Annotated in this window: 15 protein-coding genes; 8 read left to right on the top strand and 7 right to left on the bottom strand. The window is 35.6% G+C overall.

From position 1 onward, the window contains the following. Positions 1-52 precede the first annotated feature (52 nt). Entirely contained in the window at positions 53-898 is an 846-nt protein-coding gene (locus C9J31_RS19850; protein WP_107951276.1) for a VOC family protein, read from the bottom strand. A 498-nt stretch (positions 899-1,396) separates the two neighbouring features. On the opposite strand from C9J31_RS19850, the gene C9J31_RS19845 reads away from it, so the two are divergent. Next, positions 1,397-1,573 carry a hypothetical protein gene (locus C9J31_RS19845; RefSeq protein ID WP_193767010.1) on the top strand — a complete coding sequence of 59 codons (177 nt, stop codon included), beginning with the start codon at positions 1,397-1,399 and terminating at the stop codon, positions 1,571-1,573. Positions 1,574-1,731: 158 nt separating this feature from the next. Continuing rightward, positions 1,732-2,562, top strand: a complete 831-nt coding sequence (locus C9J31_RS19840; protein WP_107951275.1) for an aldo/keto reductase — start codon at positions 1,732-1,734, stop codon at positions 2,560-2,562. 167 nt (positions 2,563-2,729) lie between these two features. Here C9J31_RS19840 and C9J31_RS19835 read toward each other — a convergent pair whose 3' ends face one another. The 3 genes from C9J31_RS19835 to C9J31_RS19825 form a co-directional block, all read right to left on the bottom strand. Next, positions 2,730-4,904 carry a 5'-nucleotidase C-terminal domain-containing protein gene (locus tag C9J31_RS19835; protein ID WP_107951274.1) on the bottom strand — a complete coding sequence of 725 codons (2,175 nt, stop codon included), beginning with the start codon at positions 4,902-4,904 and terminating at the stop codon, positions 2,730-2,732. A 615-nt stretch (positions 4,905-5,519) separates the two neighbouring features. Further along, positions 5,520-6,362 carry an RluA family pseudouridine synthase gene (locus C9J31_RS19830; RefSeq protein ID WP_107926308.1) on the bottom strand — a complete coding sequence of 281 codons (843 nt, stop codon included), beginning with the start codon at positions 6,360-6,362 and terminating at the stop codon, positions 5,520-5,522. A 264-nt stretch (positions 6,363-6,626) separates the two neighbouring features. After that, positions 6,627-7,052 (bottom strand): disulfide formation protein C, encoded by a 426-nt coding sequence (locus C9J31_RS19825; protein ID WP_107926310.1) that lies wholly within the window; start codon positions 7,050-7,052, stop codon positions 6,627-6,629. 201 nt (positions 7,053-7,253) lie between these two features. Here C9J31_RS19825 and C9J31_RS19820 point away from each other — a divergent pair, with 201 nt between their 5' ends. Together C9J31_RS19820 and C9J31_RS19815 are read left to right on the top strand one after the other, a co-directional pair. Further along, positions 7,254-8,369: a GAF domain-containing sensor histidine kinase gene (locus tag C9J31_RS19820; protein ID WP_107926332.1), complete on the top strand. Its 1,116-nt coding sequence runs from the start codon at positions 7,254-7,256 to the stop codon at positions 8,367-8,369. Positions 8,370-8,382: 13 nt separating this feature from the next. Continuing rightward, the gene (locus C9J31_RS19815) at positions 8,383-9,030 is read left to right on the top strand and encodes a response regulator (RefSeq protein ID WP_107926312.1); all 648 of its coding nucleotides are present in this window, start codon (positions 8,383-8,385) and stop codon (positions 9,028-9,030) included. A 102-nt stretch (positions 9,031-9,132) separates the two neighbouring features. Here C9J31_RS19815 and C9J31_RS19810 read toward each other — a convergent pair whose 3' ends face one another. Beyond that, entirely contained in the window at positions 9,133-10,251 is a 1,119-nt protein-coding gene (locus C9J31_RS19810) for a response regulator (RefSeq protein WP_107926314.1), read from the bottom strand. A 422-nt stretch (positions 10,252-10,673) separates the two neighbouring features. Between C9J31_RS19810 and C9J31_RS19805 the strand changes: the two genes are divergently transcribed. From C9J31_RS19805 to C9J31_RS19790, 4 genes are all read left to right on the top strand, one after another. After that, a complete protein-coding gene (locus C9J31_RS19805) occupies positions 10,674-11,600 on the top strand; it encodes a helix-turn-helix transcriptional regulator (protein WP_107951273.1) in 927 nt (308 codons plus the stop codon). A gap of 84 nt (positions 11,601-11,684) precedes the next feature. Continuing rightward, the gene (locus tag C9J31_RS19800) at positions 11,685-12,428 is read left to right on the top strand and encodes an effector binding domain-containing protein (protein ID WP_107951272.1); all 744 of its coding nucleotides are present in this window, start codon (positions 11,685-11,687) and stop codon (positions 12,426-12,428) included. A 1,026-nt stretch (positions 12,429-13,454) separates the two neighbouring features. Then, positions 13,455-14,072, top strand: coding sequence for a response regulator transcription factor (locus tag C9J31_RS19795; protein WP_238602030.1), 618 nt, complete (start codon positions 13,455-13,457; stop codon positions 14,070-14,072). A gap of 457 nt (positions 14,073-14,529) precedes the next feature. Further along, positions 14,530-15,960, top strand: a complete 1,431-nt coding sequence (locus C9J31_RS19790) for a hypothetical protein (protein WP_107951270.1) — start codon at positions 14,530-14,532, stop codon at positions 15,958-15,960. A 238-nt stretch (positions 15,961-16,198) separates the two neighbouring features. Here the strand turns inward: C9J31_RS19790 and C9J31_RS19785 are convergent, their stop codons facing one another. After that, positions 16,199-17,077: a cation diffusion facilitator family transporter gene (locus C9J31_RS19785; protein ID WP_107951269.1), complete on the bottom strand. Its 879-nt coding sequence runs from the start codon at positions 17,075-17,077 to the stop codon at positions 16,199-16,201. A 75-nt stretch (positions 17,078-17,152) separates the two neighbouring features. Continuing rightward, a complete protein-coding gene (locus tag C9J31_RS19780) occupies positions 17,153-18,496 on the bottom strand; it encodes a hemolysin family protein (RefSeq protein ID WP_268807941.1) in 1,344 nt (447 codons plus the stop codon). Between the last annotated feature and the right edge of the window lie 58 nt (positions 18,497-18,554).

Raw genomic sequence — 18,554 nt, 5'->3', positions numbered from 1 at the left:
CTCCACATGTGAGAACTGCTTTTTTTGTTGAAATATGAAAGTGACGGATAGCTTAAAATTTCAGTAACACTACATTACCAGCAGGGTCAACTGTCTGGAAACCTCCATCAATTTCAACAATAGTTGCTCCAATCGCATGTAGGTTTTCTTTCATGTCAGCCACTTGTGTCTCATTATCCAATCGCAGAGTAAATGTTTTTAAGCCGACTTGGTTTTCGCCAAGCTTTGGTACTCCCTCAGAATACCAAGTATTAAGACCGATATGATGATGGTAACGACCTGTTGAGATAAATAGTGCCTGTCCACCATAACGTGTGACGATATCAAAACCTAAGCCTTTTGTGTAAAATTCCTCTGCTGCAGTTAAATTGGAAACCGATAAATGTATATGTCCCATAACTGTGTCAGTAGGTAGTCCCTGCCATTCACCGTCACCTTCATCTAATATGGCTGAAATATTAAGTGGTTCTGTTACCATATGCACTTGATCGAAATGCCAAGTCCAGTCACTTTCAGGACGGTCATTATAGATTTCAATACCGTTTTCATCTGGATCGCGTAAATAAAGAGCTTCACTCACATCATGGTCAGATGCCCCAAAATAAACGCCCGAATTGCGGAAATGACTAATAATATTTGCTAAGTCACGGCGTGTTGGTAATAGTAAGGCAAAGTGATACAGCCCCGTTGTTAAGCTCGTTTTTTCTTCCACTGTTTCGGGTTGAACGATTGTCAACAGTGCGGTTTTGCCATCCGCTGATAAAGTTGCTTTATGTGACTCTACTTGTAGAACCTTAAAACCTATAATATCTTGGTAATATTTCAATGAACGATGTAAATCACTTACTTTAATTTCGACATTTGTTACATATGTGTTTGGTTTTTCATGAAAGTGCATAATTGTTTGCCTCCAAAAATTACTTATTTTTAATTATCAACTTACTTTATGTAACTAAGTTTATTTTATATAGTATTGAAAGTCAAGGATTTATCTCGTATTCAAATTATGAAGGAATGAAGGAGCGGTGTCATGCTTAACTAGTTTTAGCCATAGTTCGTTTTAAAATTCCCATAAAAAAAAGAAGTAACCATAAAGGTACTTCAATAAAATAAGAAATCACTAAGCAGTAAAACATACTTAGTGATTGTCTTGAGGTATTATTTGTCCGCTTTGTAGTCGCCTTCGTAACCAGCCGTGAAAATAGCAGCTAAGAAAGCAGCTGTAACACCAAGAATTAATAATAAACTCATGGAAGAACCCTCCTCATGTTTATAAAGAAATCTCCCTTAAGTATAGCTTATCTACTATGAAAAGGAAACGTCAATGAATAAGAAAATATGTCAGAAATGGTTCAGTCTTAAGTATTTCGGGAAAACTATAGATGAGGTGATGATAATGGAGAAAAAAGTTCCGAGTATTGAGAATGGTACAATGGCAGGGAATTTTGACGAAGTGAAAGAGCTTGGCAAGCAAATGGAGCGTATGCGTGATGGTTTAGAGCTTGCAGAGGATGATCGTATAACAGATCCAATTCAGGTAGATGAGCCGGAAGACAACATCAAGAAACAGTGACGTAAAAAGCTAGAAATATGTGTAATTCCGGAACAAGGTGATAATACTTCCCGGAGTAAAGTCTCTTTAATATGGTGCAGATGAAGGAGAACTACTCTATTTTTCTTAAATCCAATTTTTTGTATAATGGAACTAGGAAAAGAAAGGGGCTGTAGTTCTTGAATTTACAATCAACAAAAGTATTAACAAATGGTGTAGAAATGCCACGTCTTGGTTTAGGTGTATATAAAATGACAGAACGTGAAGAAACATTGCAGGCAATCGACTATGCACTTAAAGTTGGTTACCGGGCGATAGATACGGCTTCATTGTATGGCAACGAGACAGAGGTAGGCGAAGCGATTCGTCATGCTGGCATCAAGCGAGAGGAGATATTCGTCACTACGAAGGTTTGGAATAATGACCAAGGTTACGATGCAACGTTACGTGCATTTGAAGTATCATTGAAAAAGTTAAATATGGACTATTTGGATTTATATTTAACACATTGGGCAGTGCCACAATCATTTGAAGAAACGTACAGAGCTATTGAACGACTTTATGATGAAAAATTAATTCGTGCAACAGGTGTATCAAATCACCATGAGCATCATTTACAAAAACTATTAGCAAAAGAAAATATCGCGCCAATGGTCAATCAAGTAGAGGTGCATCCATATCTGCAACAAGACGCTTTAAAGACATATTGTACTAAGCATGGAATCGCACTGACAGCATGGTCACCGCTTGGGCGTGGTGGTGTCTTGGATAATTCAACAATTCTCGAAATTGGTCAAGAATTAGGGAAGACTGCGGCACAGGTAGTCCTTCGTTGGCATTTACAAAATGACACGATTATTATTCCGAAATCTGTAACACCAAGCCGTATTGAAGAAAATGCACAGATTTTTGATTTTGAATTAACGCAAGCTCAAATGACACAAATAGCTTCATTAAATCTCAATAAACGCTTTGGACAAGACCCAGATAACTTTAAATTCGATTTTTAATGATAGCTTTTTAAAACTGTGATAACTGATGGACGTGTTGGATCTACAGAATAAGGCTTTTTCAGGCTAGTGGTGTGAATGCCACTTTACATCGAATTATTGTCAAGTTTTACTAAGTAAAGATAAAAACCCGCACTCTATTAGGAGAAGCGGGTTTTCTTATCGCATTATTTAGATTCTTTTACATAAGGAATGTAGTTAGAAAGCATTTTAGCCATATGTGCACGTGTAGCATTGTTAGCGGGCATAAATTTGCCATTTGATCCACTAGCAATCTCTAATTCTTGCATAAGTGCAATAGCGTTTTGCGTTTCAGCATTGTATTTAGAAATATCACTGAAGTCTGCTGTTAAACCTGTTTTTGCATCATGTTGTAAGTTATAAGCACGTGCAAACATTAAAGCAAGTTGAGAACGAGTAACTTTAGCAGTAGGATTGAATTTGCCATTTTGGCCTTGTACAATTCCAGCTTCAGCAAGCGCTGTAATCTCTTTTTGTGTAGCTTCTTCTAAACTAGTTACATCAGAGAATGTAGCTTCACCTTTTGCTTCAAGTTTTAATACACGCGCAATAAATGAAGCAGCTTGTGCACGTGTTAAATGAGCGTTTGGTGAATATGCTGTTGCTGAAGTGCCCTGTGTTAAATCACGATAATAAAGATCACGAACGTAGCCTTCTGTTTCAGAGCCTTTTGCAACATCTGTAAATGGAATTGTTGCTACAATACGACCTTCTACTTTAGGATCTACTTTTTTAAGCGAATTTAAATGATCGATAAACATTTCATAGTCGATTGTACCAGGTTCACTTACACGACCATCAGCATATACTTTTTCAAGTGTTTCAAAACCATCGCCGCCTTTAGCAGTGAAAGTATTTGTAGCACCTTTGTAAGTAGCTGCTTTATCTAGTTCTTTACCGTTTAATTTAATAGACGTGACACGTTTACCAGCTTCTGCCTTACCGTCAAATTCTACTTGCAAGCCAGAGAAGTGCAGGTAGCCCCCAAACTCTTTCGGGAAGTCTTTCACACTATGTTCAGCAATTTCATAGATTTCTGCACCAGTCATTTTTACAATCCCTAGCGCATTACCGAATGGCATTACAGTCATTACTTCACCAACAGTAATGTCCCCAGCGTCAATGCTTGCACGGATACCTCCACCATTTTGGAAGGCAAATTGTACTTCTGGGTCAATTTTTTGTGCGCCAGCGAGCATACCATCAGTAATGAGGTTACCTAGGTTTGTTTCCCCAGCACGAACGCCCCAAATACCACGTTTTCCATCGAGTACCGAAACGGCAGTATTACCTGTAGATTGTTGTTTAACAGCCGCAATTTTTTCAGTATAGGGTGCTAAAAGTTTAGTTGCTTCTGCATCAGCTTCAACAGGCTTTTCTTTATCATTTAAGGCATGTAATTGACCGAAATAATCAACAACTGCGCCATTATCGTTGAAAGTTAGATCAAGTTCGCCTAAATTTTCGCTATATTGACCTGTTTGTACAATGATCGTTGGGTTCTTAAATGAAGTTTCAGCTTTAACAGCTTTATCTAATTTTGTATGTGTATGTCCGCCTACGATAACGTCAATGCCTTCTACAGCAGAGGCTAGTAATTGGTCATTATCAAATTCTTTTGAATCATCGAAGCCTAAATGTGTTAAGGCAATAATTTTATTGACACCTTGCTTTTCAAATTCTGCTACTGCTTTTTTCGCAGAATCAATATAGTTAGCAAATTGAACGTTGGCAACGCTAGAAATCGATGGTGTTTCTTCTGTTGTTAAACCGAAAACGCCTACTTTTTCGCCATCTATTTCTTTAATAATACCATTATAGATTTTACCATTTTCAAAGTCTTTTGTGATTGTTTGGAATTGTAAGCCATCAAATAAGGAATCCTTTGAGAAATCCAAGTTACTTCCTAACAATGGGAAATCAGCACCTTTTACAAACTTCGCAAGTGCAGCATGTCCTTCAGGGCTTGACCCTAAATCGAACTCATGGTTACCAAATACCATTGCATCGTAGCCCATTAAGTTCATTAACTTCATATCAACTTCTCCAGTAAATTGATTGAAGTATAGAGTACCGGAGAAAACGTCACCAGCATCTAGTAGAAGTGAGTTTGCATTTGCTGCACGTAGTTCTTTAACTTTTGTTGCACGTTGGGGTGCAGCTTCTACGTGTGCATGTGTGTCATTTGAGTGTAGAATTGTTAATTTGAAACCGTCTTTCGTAGTTGCTGGTGTTGTTTCTTCAGCATTTGCAGCAAAACCTGGTGTAGCTAGTAAACTTGCAGCGAGTGTTGTTGCTGCAATACTTTTAACCCATTTCATCCATGAATTCCTCCCTCATATCGTCAGATGACTGACAATTTACTTTATTCTATCATGAAAAAAATCCATCGTCATTACCAATAATGGAAAATCAATATTAAATTTACTGTAAAATATTTGTAGTTAAATAGTAAATCATATATTTATACTTTTTTAGAATTATAAGTAAATTGATTTAGGGGATATGTTGTTATTTAATGGTCACCATACAAATCTATCAGCACTAACCCAAATTCTTTGCACAGAAATACTTGGTCGCCAACTTTACGTACACAAGTTGATTGGAGCGAAGGCGGCGAGTGTAGCTGACGGCATTCACCTTTCGCAACAGAGCAAGGCTTCCTGCGGGAAAAGCATGAGCTGATGGCCCCGCAGAAGCGTAGGACGAGGAGACTGAAGCCGTGCCCGCGAAAAGCGTCAGCCGTAGCAGAAAGCAACGGGTTCACATAGATACTTCTATTTGAAAAGAAAAAAGCCATCCCAATTTCATTCGAGATGGCTTCTTCATCATAAAAGTGTAACGTAGACAGATATTTTGTTGTGTAGGAAGCGGTCGTGACTCCAGCAAAGGCTTGAAGAGTACTTGTTCATTTACTGGCTCTTGTTTGAAAAGTGTTATTGTTTTTCATCCTTTACTACGATGAGCTTATTTAAAAATGGATGATCGAATTCTAACTGGATGGCGTGTAGCTCGTAGTCACCACTAGCCGTTTCACGTGCACCATACATAGTATCGCCGATAATAGGATGACCGAGATGTGCCATATGCACACGAATTTGATGTGTTCGACCTGTTTCCAAAATCAGGTGAACAACACAAGAATGTTTATAGCGTGCTATAACTTCATAGTGTGTGACCGCATGCTGTCCTGTATTTGACACGACACGTCTCGTTGCATGATGGCGATCTTTACCGATAGATTCTGCAATAGTTCCTGTCGTCGAACGAAGATTACCTTGGACTTCAGCGGCATACGTACGAATGATTGTTTTTTCTTCTATCATTCGGTCAAATATTGATTTGGCAAGTGGATGTTTAGCAACAAGAAGCAAGCCCTGTGTACCTTGATCAAGACGATGAACATGTTCTGCATACATACCACCCTGTTCCTTGATGTGTGCCATCACATGGTTCATGCAGGTATGCGTATCACGCGCATCATTTGGATGTGTGGACATGCCTTTTGGTTTGGATACAACCAAACAGTGATCGTCCTCGTATACAATATCAATTGCACATACGGGTGTTGGTTTATAGCTAGAAGTGGGGATAGGAAATGTAAATTTTATCATTGTTCCTGCTTGAAGTGGTTCCTTCCACAGTAATGGCTCACCGTCAGTTGTTGTGACGGCCTTCGCCATACGTAATTCATGTACTAGTTTTTTGCCTAGTTTCCAATGATTGCGAAGTAACTCCTCAACCGTTAACTTATTTTCATTTATTTGATAATGAAACATCTATCTTCCTCCGTGGAAAAGAAGGCTTTAAAAAGCCCCTTCATCTATTTTTTACTTAGAGTATACTCATCAAACTTGGAAATAAAAAATTCGCTCTATTTCCCATAGCGATTTGCGAGACCCGCAGGTGTTAAGGCATCTGCGGGTCTCGCTAGGTTCGCTGTCCCGTAGGAGTATCGCGAATTTTCTTGTAGCTATCCTTTAATTTTAAAAAGTACATTTCATTTGTAGCACCTATGCCCAATAGGGATAGTATCATGTTAATTATTTTGCCTCTTTTGTAGCTTTCAATAAATAGAAGCTTGCACCTGCAATTAAAATAAATGCAGTAAGCGCTAAAAACGGTATTGTAATGAAGCCAAGCCAGTTAATGTATTGGCCTGTACAAGATACTGCACCACATGAAGGGGCTGAATCTGCTAAGAAGCTTAGTTTTTGAATACCATAATGATATAGTGACACACAGCCACCCATAATGGCAAATACAGCTGTTGTTACAGCAATACGAGTGTTTTTTTGGATAAACGCAATGGTTGTCATGATGACAATTGGATACATAAAAATACGTTGAATCCAACACATTTTACAAGGCTCATAGTGACGTATTTCGGAAAAGTACAAAGATCCTAATGTTGCCACTACAGAGACCATCCAAATGAATAATAAGCCGTTTTCTTGTTTTTTAGACATACTAAAACTCCCCTTAATATTAACCTTATACTTGTACGATTATAGATGTTCTGAATATAGAAGTAAATTAACTAGCTAGGATGGTGGTATCTACTTCTATCAAATGAAATTCAGTCTAAAGTATGAATGGCTGAAACAGACGCTACAGACTTGGAAATGTTATCATTAAAATTAGTAATGCCAAAAAGAAGAGGTGTTGTTGTGAGAGAGAACGAGCACTCAAATATCAGTATTTTAAAAGAAATCGCTGAGCTACTAAATGAAGAAACAGAAATCGTAACAATGCTAAAAGGCGCCCTTGTGAAATTTTTAAATGGCACAAATTTTGAAACAGGTTGGATTTTTTTTATTGACGCTAAAGGCCGGCCAGAGCTCGTTGTCCATGAAAATTTACCAGAGGCACTGAAATACAACAATTGTCATTATTTAAAAAAAGGTGGTTGTTGGTGTGTATCCCGTTATCGCAATGAAGAACTAAAAAAGGCTTCTAATATAATTGAATGTCAACGTATTGAAAGTGCTATAGCTGCAGATGTTGGTGATCACGCAGGTATCACTCACCACGCAACTGTACCATTGCAATCGGGGCAGGAGCGCTTCGGGGTTCTCAATGTAGCATCAAAAGATACGGTACGTTTTTCAGAGGAGGAACTAGCTTTACTTGAATCGGTTGCCTTTCAAATGGGTTCAGCCATTAAACGCATTTTACTAACCAAACAGGAGCAGGAAATGGCACTTGTCAAAGAGCGAAATCGTCTAGCACGTGACTTACATGATTCTGTCAATCAGTTGCTATTTTCAGTTACATTGACGGCTAGAGCAGGGATTGAAATGAGTAATGATTGTGATGTAAAGGAAACGTTTAAGGAGATTCAGCATTTAACGCAGGATGCTTTGACAGAAATGCGTGCCCTGATTTGGCAACTGCGCCCTAAAGGCTTAGAAAACGGTTTGTTAGAGGCTATTAAAGTCTATGCGGAAATGCTTGGCTTAAAGCTCCAAATAACGGTTTCAGGTGTGTTGCAATTTCCATCTCGTATTGAAGAAACGTTATTTCGTGTAGCACAGGAGGCACTCAATAATGTACGTCGCCATGCTGGCGTATTAGAGGCGGCACTTTATATTACTGTAACGGCAACAGATATTTTACTTGTTATTCGTGACGAAGGGCGAGGCTTTGTCATTGATAAAAATGCCAGGTTGCTGTCAATGGGCTTGCAGTCAATTAAAGATCGAGCAAAATCAGTTGGTGGCACAGCTGACTGGGTTAGTGAAATTGGCAAAGGAACGGAGCTGTTAATCAGATTGCCATATTAAAGGGGGAACGAGAATGATTCGAGTATTAATTGCAGACGATCACCATGTAGTCCGTCGCGGATTATTATTCTTTTTAAAGACACAAAAGGATATTGAAGTTGTAGGGGAAGCCAAAAATGGAGTTGAAGCAGTGGCATTAGCTGAAAGTATTCAGCCAGATATAATTTTAATGGATTTAGTTATGCCAGAAATGGATGGTATTCAGGCTACGAAGCGCATTAAAGCAAAGTTTCCACAAATACAAATTTTAATGCTAACAAGTTTTTCAGATAGAGATCATGTTGTGCCAGCTATGGAGGCAGGAGCAGCAGGCTATCAGTTAAAGGATATTGAACCAGACGAATTAGTTTTATCGATTCGCAGAATTATGCAGGGTGAGAATACATTACATCCTGAAGCAACGTCTACACTTGAAATGGATCGACAAGAATCAGAAAACGCGCCTCATGTGTTAAATCCATTAACGCCTCGTGAGCAGGATGTACTTGCAGAGCTTACAAAGGGAAAAAGTAATCGAGAAATAGCTTCCTCTTTATTCGTCACTGAAAAAACAGTTAAAACGCATATTTCTAATATTTTTACGAAGTTACAGGTGCAAGACCGTACACAAGCTGCTCTTTATGCTGTAAAGCATGGATTGACAGAAGGTAGCGGTTTATAACTAGTAATGAAAAAATAAATGAATAAAACAATGCTAAAAAAATAATAAACGGCGAGTTCCTACAAATTTGTAGTTGCCCGTCGTTTTTGATGAAATAGGATTTTATTTATTTTGAAATAATTTTTTAGAGATTTCCTTTAAATTGGGACTTGGTGAAAGTGCCAAGTCCTCTTTTAATTTTTGCTCATAAGCTAAAAGTATTTTATGTGCTTGTTTATGATGACCTGCATTCATGAGAACTTGCAAGTAGTATTCAAGTTTTTGTTCGTTGTAAGGATCGTATGCTAACAAGGTGTTTAAATAATCAATTGCTGTTTCAGTATCAGTTAAAACAGTAGCCTGAAAACCTTTATCTAATAAATCTATGTATGATTTATAAAGCTTATCTTTATAAGTAGTTGCCCAACTGTAATCATCATATACTAGTAAACCATTTTTATAAATAGTTAGGCATTGGTTGATTAAAAAAATTGGTGGGGACTCTAATTTAGAAAAATCACTATAAAACTGTTGGAAGTCATATAAATCACACATAATATTAGGTTTTTCAAAAATATAATACTTATTGGAAAAAATAATACAATTAGAATACCCTATGTTAGTTAAGGTTTTCCTCAAGTAAGATAGAGCGGTGTGAAGGTTAGATTTTGCCCGTACATAATCTAAATTGGGCCAAAGTATTTCGATTAAATAATCGCGATGAATGGGCATGTTCGGGTGCAAAATAAAATAAGAGAATAATTCTTTCGTCTTTTCAGTTTTGAAAGATACCAGGCTATTATTGCTATAAACAGCAAATTGATCGAAGCATTGAACATTTAACACTGTATTAGAAGCTTGTTGTGTTAGTTGTTGCATGGAAAATTCATGTTCAATACGTAAAACTGTTTTTTCTAAGCGTGCTAGGCTAATTGGCTTAAGTAAATAATCCAGACCACCTACTTCATATGCCTGTATAGCAAAATCTCGATACGAAGTAATAAATATAACACTGACATGTGGACGATCAGTTTTTATAATATCCGCTACTTCTAGCCCATTCAGTTCATCTAACTTAATTTCTAAAAATATAACCTCGAATTCCATTGATGGAAGGTTATTTAGGAATAGTTTTACACTGGTGAAGGTTTGAACTACCTCAATTTGTTGAAAGTTTTGTAGCTTATTTTGAAAATAGTGTAAAGCTAAAGGTTCATTGTCAATTAAAACGGCTCTAATCACATCAAAATCTCCTTTATACAATTAAATTGAAGACCATTAAACTCTAGTTCATTGCTTTTGAAAAGGCTCCTGATATATTAGGATAGAATTTTTTTATGTTGTGTTAAGAGAATTGAAATAATTGTATAAGCGTTTCTTATCATACTATTTTAATGAAACCGAAAAACAGCGTGGTTAAAATAGAAAAATAGCTCATTCAATACTTATTCAAGATTCTTGAGTTATTTTTTTCTTTTATTGTCAAAAAACCATATTGATTGTAATAATTTATCAGGCGTTATTATAGTACATTTGACTTAAAAAAAACTCAAAAAGTACTTAAATAATACTTAATAACAAATGGGTAAAAGAAATAAAATGAGGATATTGTAGTAAAAAAAAGATAATTATAACTACTTAATTAAAAGAGAAGGAGGGTGAAAATGAAACTAGACCGTTTATTAACAATGACAATGATTTTAGTTAACCGTAAAAAAGTAAAGGCTCACGAATTGGCTGAATTGTTTGGGGTGTCGGTGCGCACGATTTATCGGGATGTTGAAACACTAAGTCTCGCTGGGGTACCCGTTGTGAGCCAGCAAGGAGTGAACGGAGGGATAAGTTTAATAGATGGCTATAGAGTGGATAAGCAAGTGTTAACAAAGGAAGAGCTTGCTTCTCTTTCTATTGCTATCAAGAGCGCGCTGACCTCCTATGAAGATGCCCATGCGGAGGCAGTGCTTGAAAAATTAGCGGGTGTTGCAGATGACAAGGTGAAGCAATCCATTGATCAATTATTCATTGATCTTAGTCCTTGGGGGCATAACGTCATCTTAAAAGAACAGATTACGCTATTGAAAAAAGCAATTGCAAATGAGTTCTGTGTAAGTTTTACCTATTCTACAGCTTCTGGACAGACAACCGAACGTCTTATTGAGCCACATACTTTAGTACAAAAGGGGAAAGTCTGGTTTGTGTATGGCTATTGTTTACTAAGGGAAAGTTTCCGTTTATTTAAGGTTTCGAGGATGAAGAATTTAAATAAAGAGATGATATCTTTTGAACGCAAGGAAATTAATTTATCGTCACTTCCATGGAATGAAGACTGGTTTCAGCCTCAAAACTTAGTTGATCTTACATTGTCATTTGATCCTAAAGTTGCGACATTGATGGAAGAGACGTTTGGCACTGAAAATGTAAATATCGAAAATTTAAGTGTTCACATCTCCCTACCAGAAGATGAATGGCTATACGGTTTCTTACTTAGCTTTGGTAATCGAATAAAAATTCTTAACCCAACATATATAGGTGAGATTGTGCAACAACGAGCTCTAGAAATTGTGAAATTATATAAAGACAATGAAAATTAAAATATTTCCTTTCAATAGATGACATACAGATGTCATGTTTGGTTTGTTAAAGTAATGTCAAATAGACGAAAGGTGGATTTAAACATGCAAAGTTGTTGTCAAAGTTGTGGAATGCCATTAGTGGAAGCAGCATTATTTGGTACCGAAAAAGAGGGACAAGTGAGTGTAGCGTATTGTACATATTGTTATGGAGAAGGTGAATTTAAGCAACCTGATCTGACAATGAAAGAAATGATTGAAATATGTGTGCCCCATTTGAAAGAGGAGGGGATGACAGAAGAGGAAGCACGCCAAATGTTAGCTACCTTTTTACCAAGCTTAAAGAGATGGAGAAAGAGTGAAAGGATTGAACCGGTTGTCATTGAGAAAGATTCTTTTAACGTGATAGGTATTACGACGCGGACAAGTAATGCTAATGAGCTAACAGCACAAGCAAAAATACCTCAACTGTGGTCTGCATTTTATGAACAAAATGTCGGGCAACAAATAGCAAATCATGTGAACCATGCCGTAACATATGGTTTGTATTGTGACTACGAGAGTGATGTCAATGGGATTTATTCATTGTCACTTGGTATGGAAGTTTCAGCAATTGATGAAGTTCCTAAAGGCATGGCGGCAAAGATAGTCCCAGCCGCAAAGTATCTTGTCTTTACATCGGAAATAGGCCCAGTTACTGAGGTTGTCATTAAAGCATGGCAAGATATTTGGGCATGGTTTGCCAACTCTGCGGTAGATAGAACGTATACTGGCGATTTCGAAAAGTATGATGAACGATGCGCCAATCCAAATGAGGCGCAAGTTGATATCTATATTGCGATTAAGTAAAAATAAAAAAGTGAAAATGATTTGATGGCAATTTTAAAAGTAAAAACAAGCCTTTTATCCTTACAGGACGTATTTAATCCATATAATAGGAATACGAAAAATGACCAAAGTAATGTTCATGTTTAGCTTTGTATATTATGTAAAAAACAAGTTTCTTACACTATAAGTGATAGGAGACTTTTTTTTATTGTAATTAATGGGTTATATAGGTGTTAAAAATTCTAATCCACTACTCGTAAATCCTATTATTAAAGAATTTAGTCAATTATTTAAATTTTAATACAATAATAACCAAATATGATAAAATGGTATATACTTGGAATTAAATTTCTGGTAGGGAAGAATGAGAACGTTTAAGCAAACAATTAAGATTATTGTGGAAAATTATTAACTATTAAGTGAAATTAAACACCGTTTAACAACTTTTTACAATATTTAGATTGCAGTTTTAGCTACTATTTGAACTAGCTAAAAATTAAATAATTTAAACTATCTAAATAATCTATTATTAAATTTAAATAGTTAGATAGTGGTGCATAATTAACAATTTTATAGGCATTAACAGCAGAAACCCCTTTATATAAATACCCATCATATAAATACCCATCAGAGTTTATAAATGCTTGAATTGTTCTTATGTTATAAACAAGGTATTATTGAAAATTCTCCTAATGAATGATTCCAAATTTAATATTTTAGATTACCTACATTTACCATGGTAGTAGTTCAGTAAAAAATAGAGTAAACACTAGAGGGTTTTGCGATTATCAATAAAGATTCATGATACGATTTTTAAGGCATTTCCTTTATATAAACCTAAATGATTATATGCAGCTAAAGTCACAATCGCATCAGATTATATTGTGTATATAAATGCGAATATCAGTAGGATAAAATTCAAAGTATGGGACTGAAGGGGATAAGAGCAATCTAAATATTACCAAGGTACATGTGAAATTTTACAGTACCATGCTTGTGGTACTACAATCAAAATATCTATGAAAATAGGTGAAGGCATTGAAAATTATGGTTTTAGATAATCATATTGCGATTGGAGAGGGAGCTCGAGCTATATTACAAGAAGAAATTGATTGTCAGGTGGAGGTTTTTACGGATCCATGTATTGCTTTACAATATTTAACCGAAGTAGTTTATGATATTTACCTGATAGAATTTAACTTATCAGGGATGGATGGTATACAATTTATAGATTTATTACTTAAAATTCATCCAGGAGCAATCACAATTATTTATACAGGTTACAATATTGAAAAATATGTGCCAGATTTATTGGACAGGGGCATCTCAGGATTTATAAGTAAAGCAGAAAGTAGAAAGCAATTGGTTGATACAATTCAATATGCAAGACAGGGGAAAATCATTATTTCACTTTCGTTACTTAATCGACTTAAAATACATAATTTATGTTGTCAAAAGCCTGTTAGTTTAACAGATCGAGAACGTAAAATCTTAGATCTAGTAAGGAATGGATTGACGAATAAAGCAATAGCTTTAGAGCTTTATTTAAGTCAGCGGACAATTGAAAAAGAGCTTACTACAATTTTTTCTAAGCTCGATGTTGAATCACGAGCTGAGGCGGCGATAAAATGGAGTGAATTAGCTGTCCAAAAAAGAAGTTATTAGGTATCTAAAATCCTACAGCTTAATAGAAACAAAATTAATTATAACTTATTCTAATATAGGATTATACAGAGATATTCAATTCTTGAAAAATGCTATTTTTAGATGAATTATAGATACACTTACAAACGGCAAAATGCTATCTTTGAATAGTATATTGTCGTTTTTTTAGGTTGTTTAATAGAGAAAATATATCTATTTTCTTATAAAAACGAATATGTCAAGTGTGAATTTCCGTCTCTTTTTATTCGGAAACACGCACTGGAATAGTTAGAATAACTGCATGTAAACTAAGTATAGCTCGAGTTGAAGTATGTTTATTATAATAACAATGCCATACAGTTCTGTAGGAGTGAGTGTTATAGAGAAAGTTAGTTGAGTAAGCTAACTTAAAACGTGTATCAATTAAATATCATATAAAAATATGTATTTTGAATACTAAAATATTAGGAGGTAGTATATGAATAAATGGAAAAATATTGCTGTTTTCTGCTTGTTGAGTTCGCTATTTTTAAATTCTCCAAATCAAGCTAATGCAGCGGAAGAAACCATGATAGATAATAACGGACTAGAGGTTATCTATGATAATGAACTGGAAATTAAAGAGTTAACACCAACTGAAATTACGGATTTCCCAACTAATTTTAATAAACAAATGGAAAATGATTATCGTATAAAAACAATTACTGATATAGTTTCAGAAGGGAATATACCTGATTTAAACAATTCAAAGCAAGCAAGGGCTGTAGCAACTGGAACAATATCGGATTATTTATCAGGTACCGGAGATTCTAAAACATATTCAATAAACATTAATCCAGGAATATTATTACAAGCACAAATGAAGCAACCAAGTGATTCTGCATTAGATTATGATTTATACATTTTTGATTCAACTGGTAGTGTTATTCTTGATGGGTCAGAACACTATACACATTTAAATTCTGATGGAACACTTCCTGAGGCAGTTGGTGTTATAAATACAAGTAATGTTGCACAAACATATTACATTTATGTACATTCATCTCAAGGTGGTAGTATAAACGAATCCTTTATTTTGAATTATTCAATTAGTCACCCTTATGATAATTTCGAGACAGATGAACATGCAAGTAAAGCCAAGAATTTTACTTATGGCAATGGAGGAGCGCTTTTAAATTCAAGAAATATTAGTTCTCCTATAGACAACGATTGGTATGTAATTAATGTACCATCTACTAGAAACTATGATAAAGTTAATTTTTCAATTTCATCTGCTTCAGTTAACGGTAGCAAAATTGAAGTGTATGAAGATGTATCTAATGGATATATGAAAATGAAGAAATTATTAAATGGTTCTGGGGATATTTCTGTTAACACAGGGAAATATTACATCAGAGTAACTTATAGTGGGGATATAAATAATTTTAATGCAAGTGATCTTCAAAACTACACATTAAGTTTAACGCCTATTATGAAACCGGAAAATATAGTTATTAAAGATTATAATTCGGAACAAGGTATGAATGACTATCCTTCAGGGTATTATTATGGAAAACATTATAGAGCAAAAGGATTCCTGGATATAATAGGGTATGTAACTTATAAAGATAAAGAAACTGGTGACATTTATGGTATACCTTATACAAGTGTGACAGGTAATTATCTAAATGATGCATGGTCAGGAACAGCGGATAATGCAGTAAGAACAGGTGTAGCAACTACAGATAATACTGGTAAATTCACTGTCAATCTTACATTACCACCAGCAGTTGGTGCTATATCCCAATATATAACAACATCTACTCATTACTATGACTACTGTGATGTTTATGTTTATGTTACAGATAAACCAAGTGTTGAAGTAGTGGATAACATCTATCATTTTGCATACTCGATGTACGGTTATTAATATCTAAAAAAAGAATTATGGTAGATTGTAGATTTACAATTGAAAATATTTAATTAATAATCTCAAGTTACGAAGAATTTATCGTAACTTGGGATTATTTGTTTACTTAACATAATCAATAAAGTTAAGTAATAATAATATACTAATGAATTAGAGCATGATATACCTGCATGATTGTGTTATAAAAAGATAATACGGAAACCTCCATTAAAAATGATAATGGAGGTTTATTGTATGATTAGTTAATGATCTCAATATGTGGTTCAATATGCACGAGCACCTGGCAAAATGGATTTTCGCGCATCACAGTGTGTTCGATTTCTTCTGTGATACGGTGACTTTCAAAGACATTTAAATAAGGATTCACAGTGACCGTTACATCGATAAAGTACATATTGCCATGAGCACGCCCTTTGAAATCCAAGAGTTCAATCACACCCTCCACATTACGTATTAATACGGATAATGTTTCCACTTCATCAATATTAAAGGCATCTGTTAGGCTTTGAACCGCTTCCCAAAAGATTTCAACGGCTGTCTTAATAATAAGAAAGGCCACTACTAATGCTGTCAGTGTATCGATAATCGGAAAGCCGAAAATAGCGCCGAAAATCCCGATTGCTGTTCCAATACTAACGAGGGCATCTGAACGATTGTCGTAAGCGGCAGCCTTTACAGCAGCACTGCGAATCTTTTTAGCTAATGCTAAATTATAGCGATAGACGACATACATAACAATGGCACTGCCTATTGCAACATAGGCAGTTAATAAAGATGGTGTTGTACCACTAGGCTCCCAGAGACTCTTTAAAGAATTGATAAGCACCTGTAAGCCGACAATCAGCATAATAAATGAAGCAACTAGTGATGCAATGGTTTCAGCGCGTAAATGGCCATATTGGTGATTAGAATCGGGTGGTCTTTGCGCGATACGTAAGCCGATTAATACAGCAATTGATGCGATGATGTCAGTTGTATTGTTCAGTCCATCTGCTTTTAATGCTTCAGATGTCCCTAAATAACCAATTGTCAGCTTAGTTGAGCTCAGTATTAAATAAGTACCGATGGATAACCAAGCACCTTTTTCCCCTTGACGTAAATTTGTATAGAGCTCCATTTTGTTTCCTCCTCGCAAAACTTTAGGACATTATAAAACGACCCCCTTATATGAAAGGGAGTCGTGTTAGCATGTTTATTTAGAGTCTTTTAATTCTTCGAATTCATTTGCTAAATCACGTTCAGGTAATTTCAGAACTTCTAAGTATAGTATATGGTGACCATCTAATTCTTTAGCTGTGAATTCATAACCTTGTACCTCGATGCTATCACCTTCAACAGCATCAAAACGTTTCGTCATGAACCAACCACCTATTGTATCGATATCATCATCTTCTATGTCAGTACCTAGCATATCATTGACGTTTTCTAGTAGCATTTTTGCATCTAAAATGAAATGATTATCTGCAATTTCTTGTACTTCAGGGATTTCATCTTCATCGAATTCATCTTGAATATCTCCGACAATTTCCTCGATAATATCTTCAATCGTTACTAAACCTGACGTTCCTCCATATTCATCCATTAAAATAGCCATATGAATACGTTCTCGCTGTATTTTTAGTAATAAATCATTAATTTGCGTTGTTTCCATAACACGTATAATCGGTTGCATATAGTCAAGCACAGGTTTATCACCATTTGCAGGATCTTTAATGTAAGCCGTTAATAAGTGTTTCATGTTTACTAAGCCGATTATATGGTCTTTATCGCCATCGATAATTGGGTAACGAGTATATTGTTCTACACCCATTAAATCAAATACTTCTTTAATCGTCAGTTCTTTCTCGATGCCAACGATTTCTGTACGCGGTACCATAATTTCTTTTGCAAGACGATCTGAGAACTCGAAAATACTGTTAACATATTCATATTCTGAGTTATTAATTTCTCCACCCTTTAAACTATCTGACAAAATCATTCGTAGCTCTTCTTCAGTATGTGCTACTTCTGATTCTGACATCATCTTAAGCCCAAACATTCCTGTTAAAGCACGTGCAGAACCGTTTAACAATTTAATGATGGGATACGTAATGTTGTGGAATAAAATTAATGCGCCAGAAAGGTTTAATGTGACAAATTCTGCTTTTTGGATGGCTAAAGTTTTTGGCGCCAATTCCCCAATAACTACATGCATAAAAGTTACAATTGAAAATGCAAGTATGAATGAAAGGATAGATGTTACACTACCGTTCAAATTTAAGAATTCAAACACTGGATGTAAAATGATTTCAAATGTAGGTTCACCAAGCCAACCAAGACCAAGTGCAGTAATGGTAATACCTAACTGACATGCAGATAAGTATTCATCTAAATCTGAAATAACCCGTTTTGCATTTTTGGCTTTTTTATGTCCTTCTGCAAGCAATTGATCAATCCGGGTAGCTCTCACTTTAACGATAGCAAACTCTGTTGCAACAAAAAATCCTGTCATTACAATTAGTAGGGCGAATGCCGCCAACCTTATGGTTATTTCCAATATGTCTCCGTCCAAATAATTCCTTTGCCCCCGCCCAAATGAGGGAAGTAAACAAAGT

This window comes from Lysinibacillus parviboronicapiens, from assembly GCF_003049605.2.
GTDB classification, from domain to species: domain Bacteria; phylum Bacillota; class Bacilli; order Bacillales_A; family Planococcaceae; genus Lysinibacillus; species Lysinibacillus parviboronicapiens.
Note: the sequence above shows the minus strand (reverse complement) of the source record. Positions and strands in the feature narration are given on the sequence as shown.

Excerpts from the sequence above, each read along its gene's own strand:
- C9J31_RS19850 (WP_107951276.1), bottom strand. The coding sequence starts at position 898 with ATGCACTTTCATGAAAAACCAAACACATATGTAACAAATGTCGAAATT.
- C9J31_RS19845 (WP_193767010.1), top strand. The coding sequence starts at position 1,397 with ATGGAGAAAAAAGTTCCGAGTATTGAGAATGGTACAATGGCAGGGAAT.
- C9J31_RS19835 (WP_107951274.1), bottom strand. The coding sequence starts at position 4,904 with ATGAAATGGGTTAAAAGTATTGCAGCAACAACACTCGCTGCAAGTTTA.
- C9J31_RS19830 (WP_107926308.1), bottom strand. The coding sequence starts at position 6,362 with ATGTTTCATTATCAAATAAATGAAAATAAGTTAACGGTTGAGGAGTTA.
- C9J31_RS19825 (WP_107926310.1), bottom strand. The coding sequence starts at position 7,052 with ATGTCTAAAAAACAAGAAAACGGCTTATTATTCATTTGGATGGTCTCT.
- C9J31_RS19815 (WP_107926312.1), top strand. The coding sequence starts at position 8,383 with ATGATTCGAGTATTAATTGCAGACGATCACCATGTAGTCCGTCGCGGA.
- C9J31_RS19805 (WP_107951273.1), top strand. The coding sequence starts at position 10,674 with ATGAAACTAGACCGTTTATTAACAATGACAATGATTTTAGTTAACCGT.
- C9J31_RS19800 (WP_107951272.1), top strand. The coding sequence starts at position 11,685 with ATGCAAAGTTGTTGTCAAAGTTGTGGAATGCCATTAGTGGAAGCAGCA.
- C9J31_RS19795 (WP_238602030.1), top strand. The coding sequence starts at position 13,455 with ATGGTTTTAGATAATCATATTGCGATTGGAGAGGGAGCTCGAGCTATA.
- C9J31_RS19790 (WP_107951270.1), top strand. The coding sequence starts at position 14,530 with ATGAATAAATGGAAAAATATTGCTGTTTTCTGCTTGTTGAGTTCGCTA.
- C9J31_RS19785 (WP_107951269.1), bottom strand. The coding sequence starts at position 17,077 with ATGGAGCTCTATACAAATTTACGTCAAGGGGAAAAAGGTGCTTGGTTA.